This window comes from Vibrio zhanjiangensis, from assembly GCF_030161235.1.
Taxonomy (GTDB): Bacteria; Pseudomonadota; Gammaproteobacteria; order Enterobacterales; family Vibrionaceae; genus Vibrio; species Vibrio zhanjiangensis.
In genome coordinates, this window is the sequence record NZ_BSPW01000052.1 from 1 (window position 1) to 17,671 (window position 17,671).

Below are 17,671 nucleotides of genomic sequence, written 5' to 3' on the forward strand. Positions count from 1 at the left end.
CTGGGTACTATCAAAACAGATCAATCACTTAAAGTCATGTCCGAAAATCGGGGGCCACTTCTTGGTTTAGATACCAGTCATCTCAGTAGTTATACCATGACGTTTAAATCTCAGCCTCAAGTCCCGGGTGTGAATGTCGGCGAGTCTATTTGGAGCAATGGCTCTTTTGTTGTAACTGGGGGTGATGCCGATGGACAAGAAGTACAGCAATGGCCTGACTTTTCAGCAGATGTGGTTTTTGATGGGACGCCAGGTGGTGGTGGGACAGGCGGAGGCACAGATGCTTTGCCAACGGAAGATGCCATCATTCATCATGTCACTTTTCCTTATGATGACGCGCAGACAACCATCGATGTTTTCCACTTAAATACACCCTCTGGCTATGCGAATGAGGTAATTATCTCTAATCTAATTGCCGGTACTTTATATTCTTACCTTGTTGAGAAAAAATACCCTGAAGTGAATTTCAATAAGGAATACCTAGTTGGTTCAATTTTGTCACAATTATTACAAGAAGCGGGTCTATCGGATTCTAGAATCAATCCTGATTATTCTGCAGAGGCTAAGAAGCAACCTATTCATGAGCCAAACTATGCGAGTTCACTATTGGCCGTGGGTCAAGGCGGTCCATACCAAATTAATGACTACAATAAGCGTCTACCAGATACGACAACCGCAGGTTCTTTAGGGCTAATAAACTATGATGCACTGTATCAAGGTTTGGGCTATACCATTGATGATCAGGACAGTGGTGTACAAGGTGAGAGAGTTGGCCCTGATTCCCTAGAAGATATATATTTTGGCCCAATTGCAGCGACGTATTTCCAATTTAACGATATTAACCGCTTAGAAGTTTTGGCTGACCAAAGTTGGTACGTGAACCAAGAAGCATGGAACACTTGTTTTAATACAGCACTTAAGGATGAGAGATTTACTAGCGATCCTAATGCCCGTCGTTTGACTGATTTCTTAATAAATGTCATTTACAATGCTGGCAGCTATAGTGTTGCATTTGGTGATTACCTTGATGTTTGTGTCGATGCTTACGGAGACGGGACTAATTTCGATTTTACTTCAGAGCTACCGTATTTAAACAGCTATGATCTTGGCCCAGAAGAGTACAAACAAAAGATTTCTGCTTCAGGAGAAGAGTGGTGGTACCGTTATCCACGTCAAGTATCCTTCTATGCAGATCAGCTGTTTGGAAAGGATTTAGCCGCATCTGGTCTTAATATGACGAATAACCAGCAGGTGACAGTGGCTGATCTTGAGTCTGTGTTTGTCAAAGTGTTTGCCCAACTATCGTACAAAACCCAGTCAGATAGATTGCCATCTTTGATTGATGAAAGCACAGCGGAACAAGCATTTGCCCAAGCGGTAGAAGCTGCTGGAGTAACATTGCAGACTACATATTCTTTGTCCGATGAAGTTCAGCGTAATGCTCTGTTCGATTTTCTCTACCAAGCATTTGGACAAATAGAGTCCCGTACAGCCGATCTCGGTGCGGTTAGTGGAGAGATCACCGGTGACGAAAATGGTGGTGGTAATGGTGGTGGAACTACACCTCCTGTTGATAATGAAGAATGGAATGCATCAACAGAATACAGTGTTGAATGTATCACGGTTAAATATCAAGGTTATGAATATCAGAATCAGTGGTGGACGAAAGGGGATACACCGGTTTTTGCTGAAGGTGCTACTTATAATACAGTGTGGCGTTTCGTCGATGCTGGCAGCAATTCATGTCCTAAATGATTCTTTTGTATAGTTTCTAAGCTAATCAATATTGACGATAAACGCCATGATTTCTTATTCATGGCGTTTTTTTTTCAACTAAATTGTATTTAGGTGAAATTTTATTGGATGTATTTCTATCTAGTTAATTAAGACGCTCATTGAAGGCTTTGCTTTAGTCGGTATGTAGTGTGGTGGTTTTGCAAGAAAGTTGAGGTTGAAATGGAGCTAGCAAATCAGATACAAGCTTGGTTATATACTGGAGACTCGTCTGTTTTCGCCCTATTTATTGGCATCATCTTACTTTCTTATCTACTTGAAGATTTAGCTATTGTTACAGCAGCTACCCTTGCAGTGCAGGAGGTAATGCCAATGGCTACCGCATTGTTTGCGATTTTTGTCGGTATCGCGACTGGCGATCTGGGTTTGTATTTTATGGGTAAAAGCGCTCAGCGAATTCGGTGGTTGCGTTATCGGATGTTTCAGTATCAGCGGGTTCGACTGATCAACAGGAAATTGCATCAGAATGCATTGACAACCTTATTTATTGTTCGGTTTATTCCAGGGCTTCGTACTGTCGGCTTTACTCTAAGTGGTTTTCTTGGCATTCCCATTATGCGCTTTATGGTTGCTGTGATTGGTGCGACATCACTTTGGACCATTTTGATCTTTGGCTCATTTTATCAGTTAGGGAATGTGTCTTGGTTCAAAGATAGCCACATTATCTGGGCGCTTATACCAGTAGGGCTATGCTTAATGTGGATGCTAAACAAAATTATTACAACGACCTTTTATAAGAGGCATGTATGACAACGCTCGCGAATATCCAAATGATTCCAAAAGGCAAGGTAAATGGTGGAATGCCGATACTTCCAGCTTCCAAGAGAGTGATTTCTCCGTTTGAGTTTTTACCAGCATGGCTAGTTTACGCACCCGTAGTGGCTCAAAGTGCAGTGCTAAGTGTGTACCACAGAGACTGGGCTTTGCCTTTGATTGCTAATCCAGCGATTAAACTGAGTGGCATGGTTGGTGAGTCTAAACATGATATTTTTGGTGCAGCTGGAAAGCGAGCGCATCAATGGATTTTGCCTTTTGTGGCCTTAGACAGCTTAGATACTAAGTCAGAGTTGCTCTTTGATTCGGCCAAAATAAAAATGAAAGAGAAATCGCTCGATTATCCACTGGTTGCCAAACCTGATTTAGGCTGTCGTGGAGTCGGAGTGAAGTTAGTTAAAAACGATCAACAGTTGAAAGATTATATTGAAGCCTTCCCAAAACAAGGGCGCTTTTTGCTTCAGAAGAGATCTCGTCATAGTGCTGAAGCCGGTATTTTTTATGTTCGTCAACCGGGTGAGGAAAGGGGAAAGGTTATTTCAATTACCCTAAAGTACTCACCTTACGTTGTTGGTGATGGGGAATCGACGCTCAAACAACTGATTGAACGTTGCCCAAGAGCGGGAAAACTGCAGCATCTGTATCTTCCTCGTCATAAGGAATCTTTAGATCGTGTTATTGCCGAGGGGGACGAGTTTCAGTTGGCTTTTGCTGGCAGTCATTCAAGAGGATGTATCTTTCGAGATGGCAATCAGTTTATTACCTCACAACTCGAACAAAAGCTGGATCAGATCTTAGGAGATTTTCAAGGTTTTAACTATGGCCGTTTAGATGTGAAATTCAAGGATATCCAAAAACTTATGGCTGGAAATGACTTTGATATTTTGGAGATCAATGGCGCGAGCAGCGAAGCCGCACACATTTGGGATAGCGACACATCTTTGTCACACATAGTCAGTACGCTGCTTAAACAGTATCGCTTGTTGTACCAAATCGGCTCGAAGCATAAGAAACAAGGCCATAAGACCCCCACTTTGGGAGCCTTATTACAGGCTTGGCGTGAGGAAAAATTGCTAACTCAACTCTATCCAACGACGGATTAATCGCTTTGTTTAGGAAATATTATGAAAAATACACCGACTGCTGTAGCTGAGCCGATTCAATCATTATCTTCCCAAGCCGTCATCGGTTGTCTTGAGACCCTGAATCAGGGACTGGAGTTTTTAGAGAAACTCTCATCTGAGGATTATACCTCTATTGCTGATCCACACGTCACTAGCTCTATTGGGGAGCACTATCGCCATTGGCTCGATCTTTTCCATGCGATTCGCTTGGACAGCGATAAGATCGATTATAACGTTAGACGACGTGGGCACAGTGTAGAAAGAGAGATAAACACAGCCAAACAGGAGATAAAGCAGCTTATTGAATGGTTATTTAAGCTACCAGCGAGTCGACTTGATAAGGTTGTCATCGTCGAGACCGAGGTGCTTTTGTCACACACATGCGCAGAAGAAGTTCAATCTTCTTTAGCTCGAGAGCTGACTTTTGCTGCACTCCATGCCACCCATCACTTTGCGATGATCAAAGTCTTGGCATCCCTGCGAGGTATTGCATCGGATAATGAATTTGGCCTTGCTCCAGCAACGGCCAGTTATCAAAGGGCGCAATAACTTATGTGCACACTATCTTGGACACATTACGGTGACAATCATTACGAGGTTTACTTTAACCGTGATGAGCAGCGCACTCGTTTAGCCGCAATTGAGCCTCAAAACTTTGTTATTGATAATATAAATTGTGTTATGCCAATTGATTCTGCTGCGGGTGGCAGCTGGATATCAACCAATCAATTTGGCGTGACAATCTGTTTGCTTAACTATTACCAAGGACAGGCACCATTAGGTACGCTCAACAGCAGAGGCTTTGTGGTGAAAATGCTGGCAAGCAGTCAGTCTAGTCGGGAAGTCAAAAAACGTTTATTGCAAATGGATTTAAGGTCTTTTGCTCCTTTTACTCTCGTGTCCTTTGATTTAAATAGAGCAAAACACGTGATTGCTTGGACATGGGACGGCACAAAGCTCACTCATTCCATAGTGACAGCTCCAGTTATCTCTGCATCTCAGTATTACGAGGATGCGCGCGAGTATCGAACAGCGTTGTACGAGAAGCTGTGTTTGTCGACCAATGAGCAAGAACTGGGTGCTCGTTTTCACCTAAGTGTTGATAAAGATTATCCGCACCTTTCCCCTTTGATGTCGAGGCAAGACGCCAGAACGGTAAGTTTTACTTCGGTATCTGTTTGTACCGAACATCAAGCAATGCATTACCAATCCATTGATATTAATGGTTGTGTTGATTTTGAAATAGAAAAGAAATGTTTAATGACCAATATGACTGAGCAAGGAGTTTTTAAATGAAAAAGTTATTGGCCCTGTTGGTGTTATTGATAAGTTGGCCTTCTTGGTCTGCCGACCAAATTTATACCGGATATTTTAGCAATAAAGCGGTAAGTGGTTATGACACTGTGGCGTACTTTACACAAGGTAAACCTGTAAAAGGTGATAGCAAATGGAAATTCGAGTATCAGGGAGCAGACTGGTACTTTTCTTCTCAGGAGAATTTGGACAAGTTTAAAGCCAACCCAGATGATTTTGCACCTCAATATGGAGGCTATTGTGCTTGGGCGGTTGCTGCGAAAAATGATTTTGCGTCTGCCGATCCCGAACAATGGGCAATTGTAGAGGGTAAACTGTATCTCAACTACAGTGCAGACGTGAAAAGTCTATGGGATAAAGACCGTGCAGGTTTTATTGAGAAGGCGGATGTAAACTGGCCAAACCTTATCAAATAAAAAAGGATATCAATGATGACATTTTCTCCGGCAAAACTTATTCCTTCAGCCTTTATCGCTTTTGTGTTTGTACAGTCACTATTTTTTAAGTTCACCGGCTCCTACGAAACGGATCATATTTTCGGTACCTTAGGAGAGTGGTCTGGTATTGAATGGTTTGGGCTATATGGTGGGTATCTAATTGGTACGGCTGAGTTGATAGCTTCGATATTGCTTTTTACCCGGTTTCATGGTGTGGGCGCAGTAATGAGTGCTGGTATCATGACCGGAGCAATTTTCTTCCATTTATTTACTCCTTTAGGGGTAGTGATGCCAGAGTTTAATCCCATGGGGGAAATTGTTGGAGATGATGGTGGATTGCTGTTTGGCATGGCCTGTATCGTCTGGGCGTGTGGTGTTTTCTTGTTTATCCGAGATGTTAAGACGGAAGGTTCATTTACCCGTAATCTTTTAGTTAAAGGAGAGTAAGATGCAAAAAAGTCCTTTTCGATTGCCTCGTAAAACGCCTTTTGGGATTGGTGAAAGTGTGTTGGAGTGGGCGACAGGTCTTTCGACCCTAGATGCCCTATACATGCAAGATGAGCTGCCAGAAGACAGCTTTGATTTTATGCATGAAGCGCTCAATCGTATTGGCACCCAGTATCGAGTCGATTATGGCAGTCTAGATAATATACCTGCTGAGGGACCATTACTTATTGTGGCCAATCACCCATTTGGTGGAATCGAAGGGATTATTCTTGCGTCATTGATATCAAAGGTTCGTAAGGACGTCAAAGTACTTGCCAACGAGCTCTTAAAGCGAATTCCTGAATTGGATGACCTTTTCATTGGTGTTGATGTGTTTGGCGGCAAGCAAGCCAGATTAACCAATAGCAAAGCGATTAAATCGGCGAATCAGCACCTGAAAAACGGGGGAGTTCTGATTTTGTTCCCAGCTGGTGAAGTCTCAGCTTGGCAGGCTCACGACAATAAGGTCACGGATAAAGCATGGAGCAAATCAGTTGCCAAGTTTGTCAAGCATGCACAAGCGGCGACCGTGCCTATTTTTATCAACGGGAGAAACAGTAAGCTCTTTTATCAAGCTGGACGAATCCATCCATTGTTGAGAACGGCTCTATTGGGACGCGAGTTGCTAAACAAGGCTGGCCAGACGATTTCAGTGTCGATAGGGAATGCGATTCCATTTTCAGAGATTAAGGGTTTTGAGAACGAGAGTGATGTTACTCAGTATTTACGTCTTAATACCTATTTAATGGGCAGCATGGGGAGTAAACCTACGACCAACGACTCCATTGCAGGGATAGGTTTGCCTATCATAGAGCCTGTAGAAGTAGAGTCTTTGCAAAATGAGCTGATGCAGATTGAGCAATATAAGCTATTGGAGCAAGGGGAATTTGCAGTGTACTGTGCCCCGACTTCTGCAATTCCTCATATGATGCAAGAGATAGGGCGAGTGAGAGAGCAAAGCTTTCGAGAGGTGGGGGAAGGCAGTGGCTTAGCTTGTGATGTCGATAAGTACGATCCTTATTATTATCAATTATTTGTTTGGCATAGGGCTAACAAAGATTTAGTAGGAGCGTATCGACTCGGGTTAGTTGATGAATTAATAAAAAACGGTGGGCTAGAGCAACTTTATTCAACCAGTCTGTTTAATTACGATTTGGCTTTTTTGCAAACTCTGGGTAAATCCGTCGAAGTTGGGCGTTCGGTTGTGGCAAAGCAATATCAGCGCAACATACATTCGTTGTTATTACTCTGGAAAGGGATTGCGAAGTTTATCCAGCGTCATCCCCAATATACGCATTTATTTGGTCCAGTGAGCATCAGTAACGATTATAGCCCTGTGGCTCGTCAACTTATTGCTTCTGTTATGTCTATCCATTACTACGATGAAGAGAAAGCCAAATTGGTTTCTCCCACTACACCGCTAAGAGAAAGCGGCCACGAATTCTGGCGTCCAGATATGTTAAGCTCTTTAGCTAACTTACCTTTGCTCTCCAAAGTGTTAGAGAGACTGGATCAAGGAATGGGGGTCCCCGTATTATTGAGGCAATACCTTGGTTTACATGGTAAATTAGTGTGCTTTAATGTTGACCCAGCGTTTAATTTTGCTTTGGATGGTCTAATTGTTGTGGACCTAACCGCAGTACCTGCCAACACCCTTGGAAAATATATGGGTAGAGAAGAGGCAGCGGTATATCTCAATCAACATCGAGAAAGCCAAGTGTCTGATGTTGAATAAAAACGATGGCCAGAGGTCTATAATAAACGCGTTATAGTTACAGAAGCTGCTTAAGTATTTTAATCACGCCATTTTCGAGGTTACTTGGTGCCCTGAATTTGGCGATCTGCTTGACTCTATCATGCGCATTATCCATCGCATAAGAGTAATAGCTTTCTTCCAGCATTTCTAAATCATTTAAATAGTCACCGAAACTCATCGTTTGTTGATGATTGAAACCTAATGTCTTTTGAAGGTGCTTGATGGCGGCGCCTTTTGACGCGTTGATGTTCATTATATCTAGCCATATTTTAGCACTCACGACGACTTGATGAGAGTCGCCAAATTGTGTGTTCATCTTTGGAAAAACGTGTTCCTGCGTTCCGTTGAAATGACATATCGCGACTTTAATAAACTCATCTTCGACACTCAGTAGGTCATTAACGGTTTGGCAGCGGTGATAATAATGAGAAATTTCTTCAAGTGCTTGTGGATCTTGAGTTTCAATATAGGCTGAGCGCTTGCCACATAATACAATGTGCGCGTCTGCGATCTCTCTTGCCTGCGATATAATCGTTTTAATGGATTCGTTAGCTATGGTGCAGCAGTATAACTCTCTATCTTGATGCATTACCAGAGTGCCATTTTCTGCGATAAATATCATGCGATCTTTAATCGGTTCAAACGTATCTCTTAAGCTATAGTATTGACGGCCAGAAGCCGCAGCAAACCGAATGTTTTTCTGATCCAGTTGCTCAAAAACAGCAAAAAATTCTGAGTTAAGCTGACCGTTTTCGTCTAAGAGCGTCCCATCCATGTCGGAGGCAATAAATTTGATATCCGTGAGCGACATACAGTGTTTACCTAAAGTTTAAAAATGACCAAGCCTAAAGGGGAATCGGCCGAAGATAGCCAATAAACTACAGTAACCAGAGATAATCGCAAGTCTATTAATAAAAGTGGGAAGTTTTTAGAGTTATTTAAATACGAAAGCGGATAAAATGCATTTCTAGATCAACATCAATCGCCAACTCTAGCCGATGGTCTCTGCTACTATGGGATGAAACTGTCCAGCGATACTTGATTTCTCAAGAGTGCATAATAAGACACCGGAACGCTTGTTGTTAGATACTGCCACTTGCTCACCATTTGAGGACCAGACACTGTTGTTACCGCATGTCTCCCATCCTCCAGTACGAGAAATATGGTTACATAATAAGGTGGGTAATTGGTGGTGATAGGCTATCTTGGATAAGATTTCTGCATCATGTCGATAACCTGACGGTGAAATAAGTGCGCTGACAAGATATAGGTTAGCTTTATTTTCTATCGCACTTTTGGCGTGTTCAGGGTTGGAAAAATCAGCACACACAGCCAGTGCGATGCTATGCTCTCCAATGGTCAATTGGTAATCTTTTTCCCCTGCTGAGCAATAGTGTTCTTCACCATGGTGTAAGTATTGTTTCGAATAAAAATCAACCTTACCACAGGGTGAACAAATCACGGCTCCTATGTGAGGCTTAGTGCCTTTGGACGCTAAAAAGCATCCTGCAATAATCATTATATTATTGTTTTTGCTGATTTTTGACAGTTCATCAAATAGGCGATCAGATGATTCTAGCGCTAGCTCATTTGCTAGATCGAGCTCATAGCCCGTTAATGATAGCTCCGGAAAAACGACCAATTGTGCGCCCAATGAAGCTGCGTGCTTTATATGAATAAGATGTTGATTCAGATTGGCGTTAAGGTCACCCCGTATGACAGGACACTGAGCTAGGGCGATAGTGAGGATAGATTGCATGTTTTTCTCGAATATGTTGTTGGTGGAACATGGCTATTTACAGCCACTCTAAGCCTTCATAAGGCGCAAGCTGTAAACTGCTTAAGCGTGTATTTAAATTTCCACAGTGGATCTCTAATTTATGATTATCGGGGTCTAGCAGGTAGACTGACTGTCCTTCGCTGCGATTGGTTTTCCATTGCCTAACATTGCGTTGCTCAAGTTTGTGGCAAAGTGTTGAAAAATTCTCCTCCTCGACGCTAAATGCGATGTGGCTGTAATCTTGGCTTGGGCAGGGTGTATCACAAGACAAGCATAACCATAAGTCGCCAGCACAAAGATACGCACCCTTTGCCCACTTTACCCGACCTTGTAAACCAAGGATCTCGATATAGAACGTGAGAGATGCTTCTAAGTTGCTTACTGCGAGCGTGATATGATTAAGGCCTGAAATCATATTATTCCCCTTAGAAACTAGCTGTGCTTCAATTTTTCACAACGAAAGAAAATAAAGTTTGGATGGCTCGTTAACCGTCGATAAGTGGACTCACACTTGGTTTGGATTTTCTCATCAGCACACCCCTCTGTGATTCTTGAAATGATCAATCCAGAGCGACTAATCGCTTCAGTTATTTCCATTAACGGGCGGCGATAAAACTTCACTTTTACTGGCGTACCTATGGTGTCCCAAGTCTCCTCAATCAATTCGCGCCTAAAGTAATTAGAAGAAGGGCTGGCCGAAAAGTCATTGAAAGGGTGGTGGGTAGAGAACACCATATAACCACCAGGCTTTAACACTCGGTACACTTCTGAAAAAAGAGGCGTTAGGTCCTCAACATAATGAAGTACGAGTGGACTAATGATGACATCGGCACTGCTGGAGGCTTCACTGGGCAAACCTTGATTCAGATTCTGCACATAGGCGTGAACTTGAGGTCCAAATTTGCCCTTAACCAAATTGATCATATCTGACGAGGCATCAACACAGGTTAATGTTTTAATTGACTGGCTGAGTATCCAATTTGCATAAACACCTGAGCCGCAGCCCATGTCTAAAACGTCGGCGCCTTTTAAGTTACTCAGTAATTCAATGGTGGAAGGACGCTCAAACATCGCATTGTAAATATTGTTTTGAACGGCTGTGTCATACTGGTGTGCGTGTTTGGTGTACATGTCAGACATGAATAAACTCCTAATCGCTCAAGAAGGTTTTGATCATAAGCGAAAAATAGGAGTTTCACTAGGGGCGCAGCCAGAACACTGCGCCTAATCGATAATTGGTCAGTTTATGAGTAGGTTAGCCCTTCTCAACAATACCTTCACCAGTTCGTCCAATAACGGCCGAACCGATACCCATGATAGCGTTAACGCCTTGGACTGTTGCAGCTTGCATGGTGATTTGTCCTTGCTGCTGAGCCGTTGTAGCATTGTGCGCTGCATTAGACAAAGCGTGTGAGGTAGACATCAGCAAGTTACCCATTGCCATTGCTGGAGTTTCTCCAACCACTTTTGTATTCACTTGGGTAACTGAATCGGTGATTTGTGGGTTTACGATTGTTGCTGCTTCTGACATCGGTTAGTTCCTCTTAATTTAATGAATGACAGTTTGGATTTGGGCCAATTTGAGTAGAATCTTGGCCCAATAGTGTTACTTGTTAACAATTAGCCTTTTTCGATGATCTCTTCACTAGTGCGACCTATAACTGCAGAGCCAACACTCATAAGAGAATTGATGCCTTGAACTGTCGCTGCTTGCATTGTGATTTGACCTTGCTGCTGGGCCGTCGTTGCGTTGTGCGCTGAATTAGATAGCGCGTGTGAAGTGGACATAAGTAAGTTACCCATCGCCATGGCTGGGGTTTCACCAACGACCTTAGTGTTGACTTGCGTTACTGAATCAGTGATTTGCGCGTTTACTGTTGTTGCTGCTTCTGACATAAAATGTTTCCTTTATAAAGTTTAGGGTTGTTGTGTTTTAAATATTAAATTTACTGAATAAGAAATTAGCTCTGTTGTGTTGACAACTAACCCTTTTCAATAATGCCTTCGCTGGTGCGGCCAACCACTGCTGAGCCCACACTGATCATCGAATTAATTGCTTTGACCGTTGCTGCTTGCATCGTTACTTGCCCTTGCTGAAGTGCCGCTGTTGAGTTGTACCCTGCGTTGCCAAGTGAATGAGATGAGGACATTAATAGGTTGCCCATGGCCATTGCAGGTGTGTCTCCGACCACCTTAGTATTCACTTGAGTGACTGCATCGGTAATTTGTGCATTAACGTTGGTTGCTTCAGTTCCTGACATAATTTTGCTCCATTAACGAAATAAACAAGTTGAGATAAATGTGAAATCTAGTTGATATTTTCTTTAGCTCTCGTACCTAGCTCGGAGAAGTTGCTAATTGCTTGCGTCACTATTTCTCCAGCCTTATCTATACCTTCTAGATATTTGGGGTCTCCTGTCTCTATAAACTGTCCTAGCGCAACACCTATTGCTGTTGTGCCAATGGAGGATAAGTTTCTTAGGTTGTCTGTAGCATCAGACAGAGCCATTGCAGATGACTGTGCGATTGATTGCGTCGCGGTATTTTTTGCGCTTTCAATAGGCTTTGGTGGTTCGTTCATTGTGGCTGCCTTTCAAGTTAGGGAGTTATTTTTCCAAAATGGCTTCTGCTGCTTTTGAAATAGACGCTGTTCCAATGGCATTAATGGCGTTGATACCTTGTGTCGTTGCAGCTTGCATTAGCATTTGCCCTTGCTGCTGTGCCACAGTCGCGTTTTGATTGCTATTGCTTACGGCGGTATTGGTAGCCATTATGAAGTTGCTCATGGCCATTGCAGGGGTTTCTGCAACGGTTTTTGTATTGGTTTGGGTAACAGAATCGGTTATCTGTTCACATACTGTATCTGGCATAATCTTGCTCCACTTTTGATGAAAAAATTAAAGTATTTGAGTTAAATTTTTTTTGAGTAAAAAGAAGTCTTCCCACTCGTTATTTACAATTGCATAGTCTTCAAACAAACCTACTTTTTTGAAGTTAAGTGAGGTTAAGAGCTTTAAAGAAACTTTGTTATTAGTCATGCAATATGCAGTAACACATCTAATTTTTTGATACTTTTGCATCCATCCTAAAACTTTATTTAGTGATGTTTGCATTATTCCTTTCCCTTGATATCTCTTATCAAGAGAAAAATTTATATTACAGGAATAATTAGGTCTCTTCTTTATATCACTTACGTTAATCAATCCTACAATTTCGTTGTTTATTTTAATTGTGAATGAAAAAAACTTTGCTAAATTATAATCCTTTATTATGGAGGAAATATATTTCTGCCAATTTGACTGAACTTCAAGACTTTCCCCGTTCCTTGGTTCCCATCGAGTAAGGTGTGGGTTATTTCTCTTATAATATTCAGTAATTGGCTTACTATCCGAGACCGATAGCAACGATATGGAAAAATCGTCACCATCAATATTAAAAAAGTCTACGAACATAGTGCGAGCCTAACTCTGCTTACGTATTGAGTCTCTAAACTCACCTATATTGGAGCCTTCGTATTTACGGTATATCTTCCCAAAGTGGCTCAAATCATAAAACCCAACCTGAATAGCGACGTTTGTCAGAGTGACTCTTGGGTTATGAGTGATTATTTCTCTTGCTTTATTAAGTCTAAGAATAAATAGAACTTTCTTAAATTTAGTATTCAATTTAGTTCTGAATAAATATGACAGATGGGAAGGGCTGACATAAGCGGACTTCGCTACCTCTTCCAACGTAATATCGTTCGATAAATTTTTATATATATATGACACTGCCAAATATAGAGAAGTATGATACTTTTTAAGATGCTCAATATCTTCTTCACTATTTAATATTTTCTTTAGTTGTTGTTCATCATCACATGTTTCATCATATCCAATGGTGTGAGTGCTTTGTTCAATTGGTATATATATATTGAAAAATTCATCACTTAAAAATATATCAACTAGACCTTTCTTAATTAAGGTGTCATTGAACGGGAAAATGAATTTTATAGAGCTTTCTTCTTTGATTTTTCTTATGAAATTAAGTAGATGTTCATAATCTTCTTCTTCAAAAATATCTAATCCATTGACGAAAACTGTAACTTTATCTTTGATCCTTAGTAAAGGCCTAATTTTATTAATGGTATCCTTTACATCAAGGTCTCCATCAAGTGAGACAAACTTACCATAGTCATTATCATCACTAGAATGAAAATTTTCAACGTGAAACTTGATCAGATTTTCATCTCTACAGTAAATGCTGATTAATTTGTTTTTGGATTGCTGAGCCATATGAATATGTTTATTCAATATTGAGTTAGGGCAATTTTTCATTTCATTTATGATTCCGTTGTTTATCATGATCAACTCCGATGAAGTAACTGTGATAAAATTTTCTCATTAATATTCACCAAGTTATTGTCAATTTCTATTAACATTAGGTAAATATCAGCTAATTATCCGTTTATTTGTTTTTTTTATATTAAAACTAGATTGAAATAAATCCTTGGTCCTGGCCCACAAAACGTTGCACCTAATAAATGCCCATATCTAAGGGCATAATTGAAGTCACAGTGATCTAAGTTTTGGGTTACGACCACATTATTTAATTGTTATTTGCTTAGTGAATGCTAACACTTTGATTTATATATATTTTTCAGGCTTATTTGCAGCTAGTAAAATAGGATCTAACAATGATTTTAATGGGGATTTAACGTACCTTATATGGCAAAAAAAACACTATCTATTTTGACTTTCAATAATCAAAATCGCAGTTAATCTCCCTCATGTATTCATTATCATAATAGATAACATCAATACTTTCGTAGATATCCAGATAGTCATTGTCTATAGACCAATCTAATGTCTCTTCTTCTGATAATATATTGTCTTCATTGTTCTCCAATACGCTTTCTTTACTATCATTCATTGATAATTCTAAGTCGTCATTATAATAGTTTGATTCGCTAGTAAGTTTATTCATTATTTATTACCAAAAAATAATTTGTGTATTAATCTTTAAACAAAAATAAATATTTTTATAGTAATAAACTTTCAAAAAGTAGAATGATCTAGTTGATGGCTATTTACTGAAGGGAAATTGGTCACTAATTACAAGATTGAATTTTATAACTGTGATTTAATTTCCTAAACATCTATAAAGGAGTTTATTTCGTGAATAATAATATAAAATTGACACAAATTGAATTATTGGGGATTCCAGATCAAACAGAAGGAGCAGATGAAGGCCTTACTTTATCGATTCTCACTCAATGTGAAAGATTTGAAGCAGAAACTTTATGCAGAAATCTAAGGACGAACGGATATCCTAAAGCAGAAGTTATCTATGACATTAAGAAAAATGGCTTTGAATTACTCAATGCAGAGGTGTATGAAAATGAATATCAGCCCCTCAAGATCAAAACCTGTATTGAGAACTTAACGCGTGGTGTTGAAATCTTTGTTGTCGATAGAAATCTTGGATTTGATCAAGATTTGCCAGTGTTTGATAGTGAAGATGAGGGTAAACTGAACTTTACTAAGCTTGGCAAAGAGACCAGTTGGATATTATCTTCTGATGAATTTGTTATTGGAGAAGGTTACAAGACCTGTCCCGAGACAATTACGTATAAGAAAACGTGCCCTAATGATCATCGAGTGAGAACGTTGAGTTACTGCAAAAATGATAATAACGCGATCATCACTTCCATTTTGACCGCTGCGTATATTACAAGGTTTAATCCCAAGGCCCTGAGGGATGCCATGTATGAGGAGCCCTTGTCAGAAGAGCATGCAAAAACGGAATTAGAAAATTTGATACTTCACTATAGAGCAAAATCTCACGGCGCATCCACTCGTGACACATTAGAATTAGATTTGCACTAACAGAGAATCTCGACTGCTTCCCCCTTTGAACCAAGGTATTCATTACATATTGCTCAAGGCAAATTGAGTGAATGCCTTGGCCATGCCAAAATCCTTCCGTATATGTATCGTTTACATGTAAATTTTCCAGCGTAATAGAGAAAACTTGTCTTATTAGCATTGGCAGTATTTTCTAACTAATTTCGTAATAAACCCAATTATTTTATTATATTTATTTTCTCACTAAAGATATAAATTAAAAATTACCTTACTTAGAATAAATATTACTATCCCTGCTGTATTTTATATAAAATTAAAAATATTGAAATATATTTCTTATTTTGTATCACTTTTTAATTGTTTTTGACTATCTAGAAGATATTAAATGAAGATATTATTATCCCAAGAAGAGAGAGACGGGATATTCTTTTGAATCGTAAAAAATATGATAAAGGAATATACATAGAAAAAAGCATGATACTTGTTTTTTCTTTGACTATTAATGTTGTTATTTTGGTCTTTGTTCCTCTTTATCTGATAAGTAATAAATATGAACTTTTTGATAAAAGAAATAATTACACTACAGTACATGGTGATAAAGATAGGACAATTATTCACAGCCGAGGAATGAGAAATAACAATCCTCTTAACATACGATACTCGCCAAGAAACAGATGGTTAGGCGAGGTAAAACGAAAACGTGATTTCGAGTTTGAAGAGTTTGTTAGTGTTGAGTTTGGTTTTAGAGCTGCCTATAAAACACTCATGACGTATAGGAATAAATATAAAATTAAAACTATTGAAGGAATAATATTGAGGTTCTCTCCACCAAATGAAAATAAAACTGAAGATATAATAAATAAAATATCGAAGATGAGTGGGATACCAAGAGATAAAGTAATTAGAGAAAGTGACTATGCGATAATTATTAAGAATATGGCAATTATTGAGTCTGGTAAGTCTTATCCGATAGAAGTAATTGAAAAGGGCATGTCAATTAAATGATTGCAATTATAGAACAAGATAATTTGTTAACCAAATAAGAGCCACAATTGTGGTAGATAACTGAGGATATGAGGAAATAACAATGTCAGGCAATGTTTCAGCTGTAAATGCTCAAATTACAGATTCTGTTACACAAGTGAACACGAAAGTGGTTGGTGAAACACCCGCTATGGCCATGGGTAACTTGCTAATGTCGACGTCACATGCGTTGAGTAATGCAGCACATAACGCTACCTCGTCCCAGCAACAAGGCCGAATAACAATGCAAGCCACGACGGTCCAAGGGGTGAACGCTTTGGCTAGTGTCAGCTCTGCGCTTGTCGGCCGCGTTAGAAAAGCGGGTATTAGAAAGAACTAAGGCATTACGCAAGCAAATAATTATTTTATCAAAGGAGGTAGCACACTATGTCTGAGGCAATAGCAGCTGTTAATGCTCAGATGACGGATTCTGTCACACAGGTCAATACACAAGTGATTGGTGATGCACCAGCCATGGCTATGGGGAACCTTTTGGTATCGACGTCACACGCGTTGAGTACTGGAGCTCATAACGTCACGGCCGGACAGCAACAGGGGCAAATCACGATGCAAGCTGCGACAGTTCAGGGAGTCAATGCTCTGATAAGTGTTGGTTCATCTGTTATCGGAAGAACTGGCGAAGAAATTATCGAAAGTAACTAATCACGTTATCTAAATAACACAAAACCATTAAATCAAATAGGAAATAGACTATGTCAGAAGCAGCAACAACAGTAAACGCACAAATCACTGATTCAGTAACGCAAGTGAACACTAAAGTGGTTGGTGAAACACCAGCAATGGCCATGGGCAACTTGCTTATGTCTACTTCACACGCTCTAAGCACTGGCGCTCACAATGCGACGTCTGCTCAGCAGCAAGGTCAAATCACTATGCATGCCGCTACAGTACAAGGCATTAACTCTCTAATGAGTGTTGGTTCTGCCGTAATTGGACGCACAAGCGAAGAGATCATCGAGAAAAAATAATAACGACCCAAAACGTATAAGTATCTAATTTAACAATGTAAAAAAGGAAATAAATTATGTCAGAAGCAGCAACAACAGTAAACCCGCAAATCACTGATTCAGTAACGCAAGTTAACACTAAAGTGGTTGGTGAAACTCCAGCAATGGCCATGGGTAACCTGCTTATCTCTACTTCTCACGCTCTAAGTACAGGTGCACACAACGCGACATCTGCTCAGCAGCAAGGTCAGATCACTATGCACGCTGCAACAGTGCAAGGCGTTAACTCTCTAATGAGTGTTGGCTCTGCGGTTATCGGCCGTACAAGCGAAGAAATCATCGAGAAGAAATAATCGCCATTAATCTCAG

25 protein-coding genes and 1 pseudogene are annotated in these 17,671 nt (G+C 40.2%); 14 read left to right on the top strand and 12 right to left on the bottom strand.

Features of this window, described 5'->3' with window-relative positions:
* The 8 genes and pseudogenes from QQK21_RS12650 to QQK21_RS12685 form a co-directional block, all read left to right on the top strand.
* Positions 1-1,755: pseudogene (locus tag QQK21_RS12650) on the top strand (hypothetical protein); the annotation flags it as partial.
* A 201-nt stretch (positions 1,756-1,956) separates the two neighbouring features.
* A complete protein-coding gene (locus QQK21_RS12655) occupies positions 1,957-2,544 on the top strand; it encodes a DedA family protein (RefSeq protein WP_348541492.1) in 588 nt (195 codons plus the stop codon).
* The gene (locus QQK21_RS12660; RefSeq protein WP_284192558.1) at positions 2,541-3,671 is read left to right on the top strand and encodes an ATP-grasp domain-containing protein; all 1,131 of its coding nucleotides are present in this window, start codon (positions 2,541-2,543) and stop codon (positions 3,669-3,671) included. The genes QQK21_RS12655 and QQK21_RS12660 overlap by 4 nt, the downstream gene beginning before the upstream one ends.
* 21 nt (positions 3,672-3,692) lie before the next feature.
* Complete coding sequence (locus QQK21_RS12665; protein WP_284192559.1) at positions 3,693-4,241, top strand: DinB family protein; 549 nt, start codon at positions 3,693-3,695, stop codon at positions 4,239-4,241.
* Positions 4,242-4,244: 3 nt separating this feature from the next.
* Complete coding sequence (locus QQK21_RS12670) at positions 4,245-4,988, top strand: NRDE family protein (protein WP_284192560.1); 744 nt, start codon at positions 4,245-4,247, stop codon at positions 4,986-4,988.
* A complete protein-coding gene (locus tag QQK21_RS12675) occupies positions 4,985-5,422 on the top strand; it encodes a YHS domain-containing (seleno)protein (RefSeq protein WP_284192561.1) in 438 nt (145 codons plus the stop codon). Before QQK21_RS12670 ends, QQK21_RS12675 begins: the two co-directional genes overlap by 4 nt.
* A gap of 15 nt (positions 5,423-5,437) precedes the next feature.
* A complete protein-coding gene (locus QQK21_RS12680) occupies positions 5,438-5,890 on the top strand; it encodes a hypothetical protein (protein ID WP_284192590.1) in 453 nt (150 codons plus the stop codon).
* 1 nt (position 5,891) lies between these two features.
* Complete coding sequence (locus QQK21_RS12685; RefSeq protein ID WP_284192562.1) at positions 5,892-7,664, top strand: bifunctional lysophospholipid acyltransferase family protein/GNAT family N-acetyltransferase; 1,773 nt, start codon at positions 5,892-5,894, stop codon at positions 7,662-7,664.
* Between the two features lie 37 nt (positions 7,665-7,701).
* On the opposite strand, the gene QQK21_RS12690 is transcribed toward QQK21_RS12685, so the two are convergent.
* The 12 genes from QQK21_RS12690 to QQK21_RS12745 all read right to left on the bottom strand — a co-directional run bounded on the left by QQK21_RS12690 (position 7,702) and on the right by QQK21_RS12745 (position 14,430).
* Positions 7,702-8,496 (bottom strand): Cof-type HAD-IIB family hydrolase, encoded by a 795-nt coding sequence (locus QQK21_RS12690; RefSeq protein ID WP_284192563.1) that lies wholly within the window; start codon positions 8,494-8,496, stop codon positions 7,702-7,704.
* A gap of 180 nt (positions 8,497-8,676) precedes the next feature.
* Positions 8,677-9,444 carry a carbon-nitrogen hydrolase family protein gene (locus QQK21_RS12695; RefSeq protein WP_284192564.1) on the bottom strand — a complete coding sequence of 256 codons (768 nt, stop codon included), beginning with the start codon at positions 9,442-9,444 and terminating at the stop codon, positions 8,677-8,679.
* 37 nt (positions 9,445-9,481) lie between these two features.
* Positions 9,482-9,880 carry a fosfomycin resistance glutathione transferase gene (fos, locus tag QQK21_RS12700; RefSeq protein WP_284192565.1) on the bottom strand — a complete coding sequence of 133 codons (399 nt, stop codon included), beginning with the start codon at positions 9,878-9,880 and terminating at the stop codon, positions 9,482-9,484.
* 17 nt (positions 9,881-9,897) lie between these two features.
* Positions 9,898-10,605, bottom strand: coding sequence for a class I SAM-dependent DNA methyltransferase (locus QQK21_RS12705; RefSeq protein ID WP_284192566.1), 708 nt, complete (start codon positions 10,603-10,605; stop codon positions 9,898-9,900).
* 115 nt (positions 10,606-10,720) lie between these two features.
* Positions 10,721-10,996 carry a RebB family R body protein gene (locus QQK21_RS12710; RefSeq protein WP_284192567.1) on the bottom strand — a complete coding sequence of 92 codons (276 nt, stop codon included), beginning with the start codon at positions 10,994-10,996 and terminating at the stop codon, positions 10,721-10,723.
* Between the two features lie 89 nt (positions 10,997-11,085).
* Positions 11,086-11,361: a RebB family R body protein gene (locus tag QQK21_RS12715; protein ID WP_114785333.1), complete on the bottom strand. Its 276-nt coding sequence runs from the start codon at positions 11,359-11,361 to the stop codon at positions 11,086-11,088.
* An 86-nt stretch (positions 11,362-11,447) separates the two neighbouring features.
* A complete protein-coding gene (locus QQK21_RS12720; RefSeq protein ID WP_284192568.1) occupies positions 11,448-11,726 on the bottom strand; it encodes a RebB family R body protein in 279 nt (92 codons plus the stop codon).
* 47 nt (positions 11,727-11,773) lie between these two features.
* Positions 11,774-12,046: a hypothetical protein gene (locus tag QQK21_RS12725; protein WP_284192569.1), complete on the bottom strand. Its 273-nt coding sequence runs from the start codon at positions 12,044-12,046 to the stop codon at positions 11,774-11,776.
* A 25-nt stretch (positions 12,047-12,071) separates the two neighbouring features.
* Positions 12,072-12,335: a RebB family R body protein gene (locus QQK21_RS12730; RefSeq protein ID WP_284192570.1), complete on the bottom strand. Its 264-nt coding sequence runs from the start codon at positions 12,333-12,335 to the stop codon at positions 12,072-12,074.
* A 27-nt stretch (positions 12,336-12,362) separates the two neighbouring features.
* Positions 12,363-12,917, bottom strand: coding sequence for a GNAT family N-acetyltransferase (locus QQK21_RS12735; RefSeq protein WP_284192571.1), 555 nt, complete (start codon positions 12,915-12,917; stop codon positions 12,363-12,365).
* A 9-nt stretch (positions 12,918-12,926) separates the two neighbouring features.
* Entirely contained in the window at positions 12,927-13,808 is an 882-nt protein-coding gene (locus QQK21_RS12740; RefSeq protein WP_284192572.1) for a helix-turn-helix transcriptional regulator, read from the bottom strand.
* Between the two features lie 394 nt (positions 13,809-14,202).
* Positions 14,203-14,430, bottom strand: coding sequence for a hypothetical protein (locus QQK21_RS12745; protein ID WP_284192573.1), 228 nt, complete (start codon positions 14,428-14,430; stop codon positions 14,203-14,205).
* Positions 14,431-14,621: 191 nt separating this feature from the next.
* On the opposite strand from QQK21_RS12745, the gene QQK21_RS12750 reads away from it, so the two are divergent.
* From QQK21_RS12750 to QQK21_RS12775, 6 genes are all read left to right on the top strand, one after another.
* Positions 14,622-15,332, top strand: coding sequence for a hypothetical protein (locus QQK21_RS12750; protein ID WP_284192574.1), 711 nt, complete (start codon positions 14,622-14,624; stop codon positions 15,330-15,332).
* A gap of 408 nt (positions 15,333-15,740) precedes the next feature.
* Positions 15,741-16,316: a structural protein P5 gene (locus QQK21_RS12755; RefSeq protein WP_284192575.1), complete on the top strand. Its 576-nt coding sequence runs from the start codon at positions 15,741-15,743 to the stop codon at positions 16,314-16,316.
* An 82-nt stretch (positions 16,317-16,398) separates the two neighbouring features.
* The gene (locus QQK21_RS12760) at positions 16,399-16,674 is read left to right on the top strand and encodes a RebB family R body protein (protein WP_284192576.1); all 276 of its coding nucleotides are present in this window, start codon (positions 16,399-16,401) and stop codon (positions 16,672-16,674) included.
* 47 nt (positions 16,675-16,721) lie between these two features.
* The gene (locus QQK21_RS12765) at positions 16,722-16,997 is read left to right on the top strand and encodes a RebB family R body protein (protein ID WP_284192577.1); all 276 of its coding nucleotides are present in this window, start codon (positions 16,722-16,724) and stop codon (positions 16,995-16,997) included.
* A 50-nt stretch (positions 16,998-17,047) separates the two neighbouring features.
* Positions 17,048-17,323 carry a RebB family R body protein gene (locus QQK21_RS12770; RefSeq protein WP_284192578.1) on the top strand — a complete coding sequence of 92 codons (276 nt, stop codon included), beginning with the start codon at positions 17,048-17,050 and terminating at the stop codon, positions 17,321-17,323.
* A gap of 56 nt (positions 17,324-17,379) precedes the next feature.
* Positions 17,380-17,655, top strand: coding sequence for a RebB family R body protein (locus tag QQK21_RS12775; protein ID WP_284192579.1), 276 nt, complete (start codon positions 17,380-17,382; stop codon positions 17,653-17,655).
* The last annotated feature ends 16 nt before the right edge of the window (positions 17,656-17,671 follow it).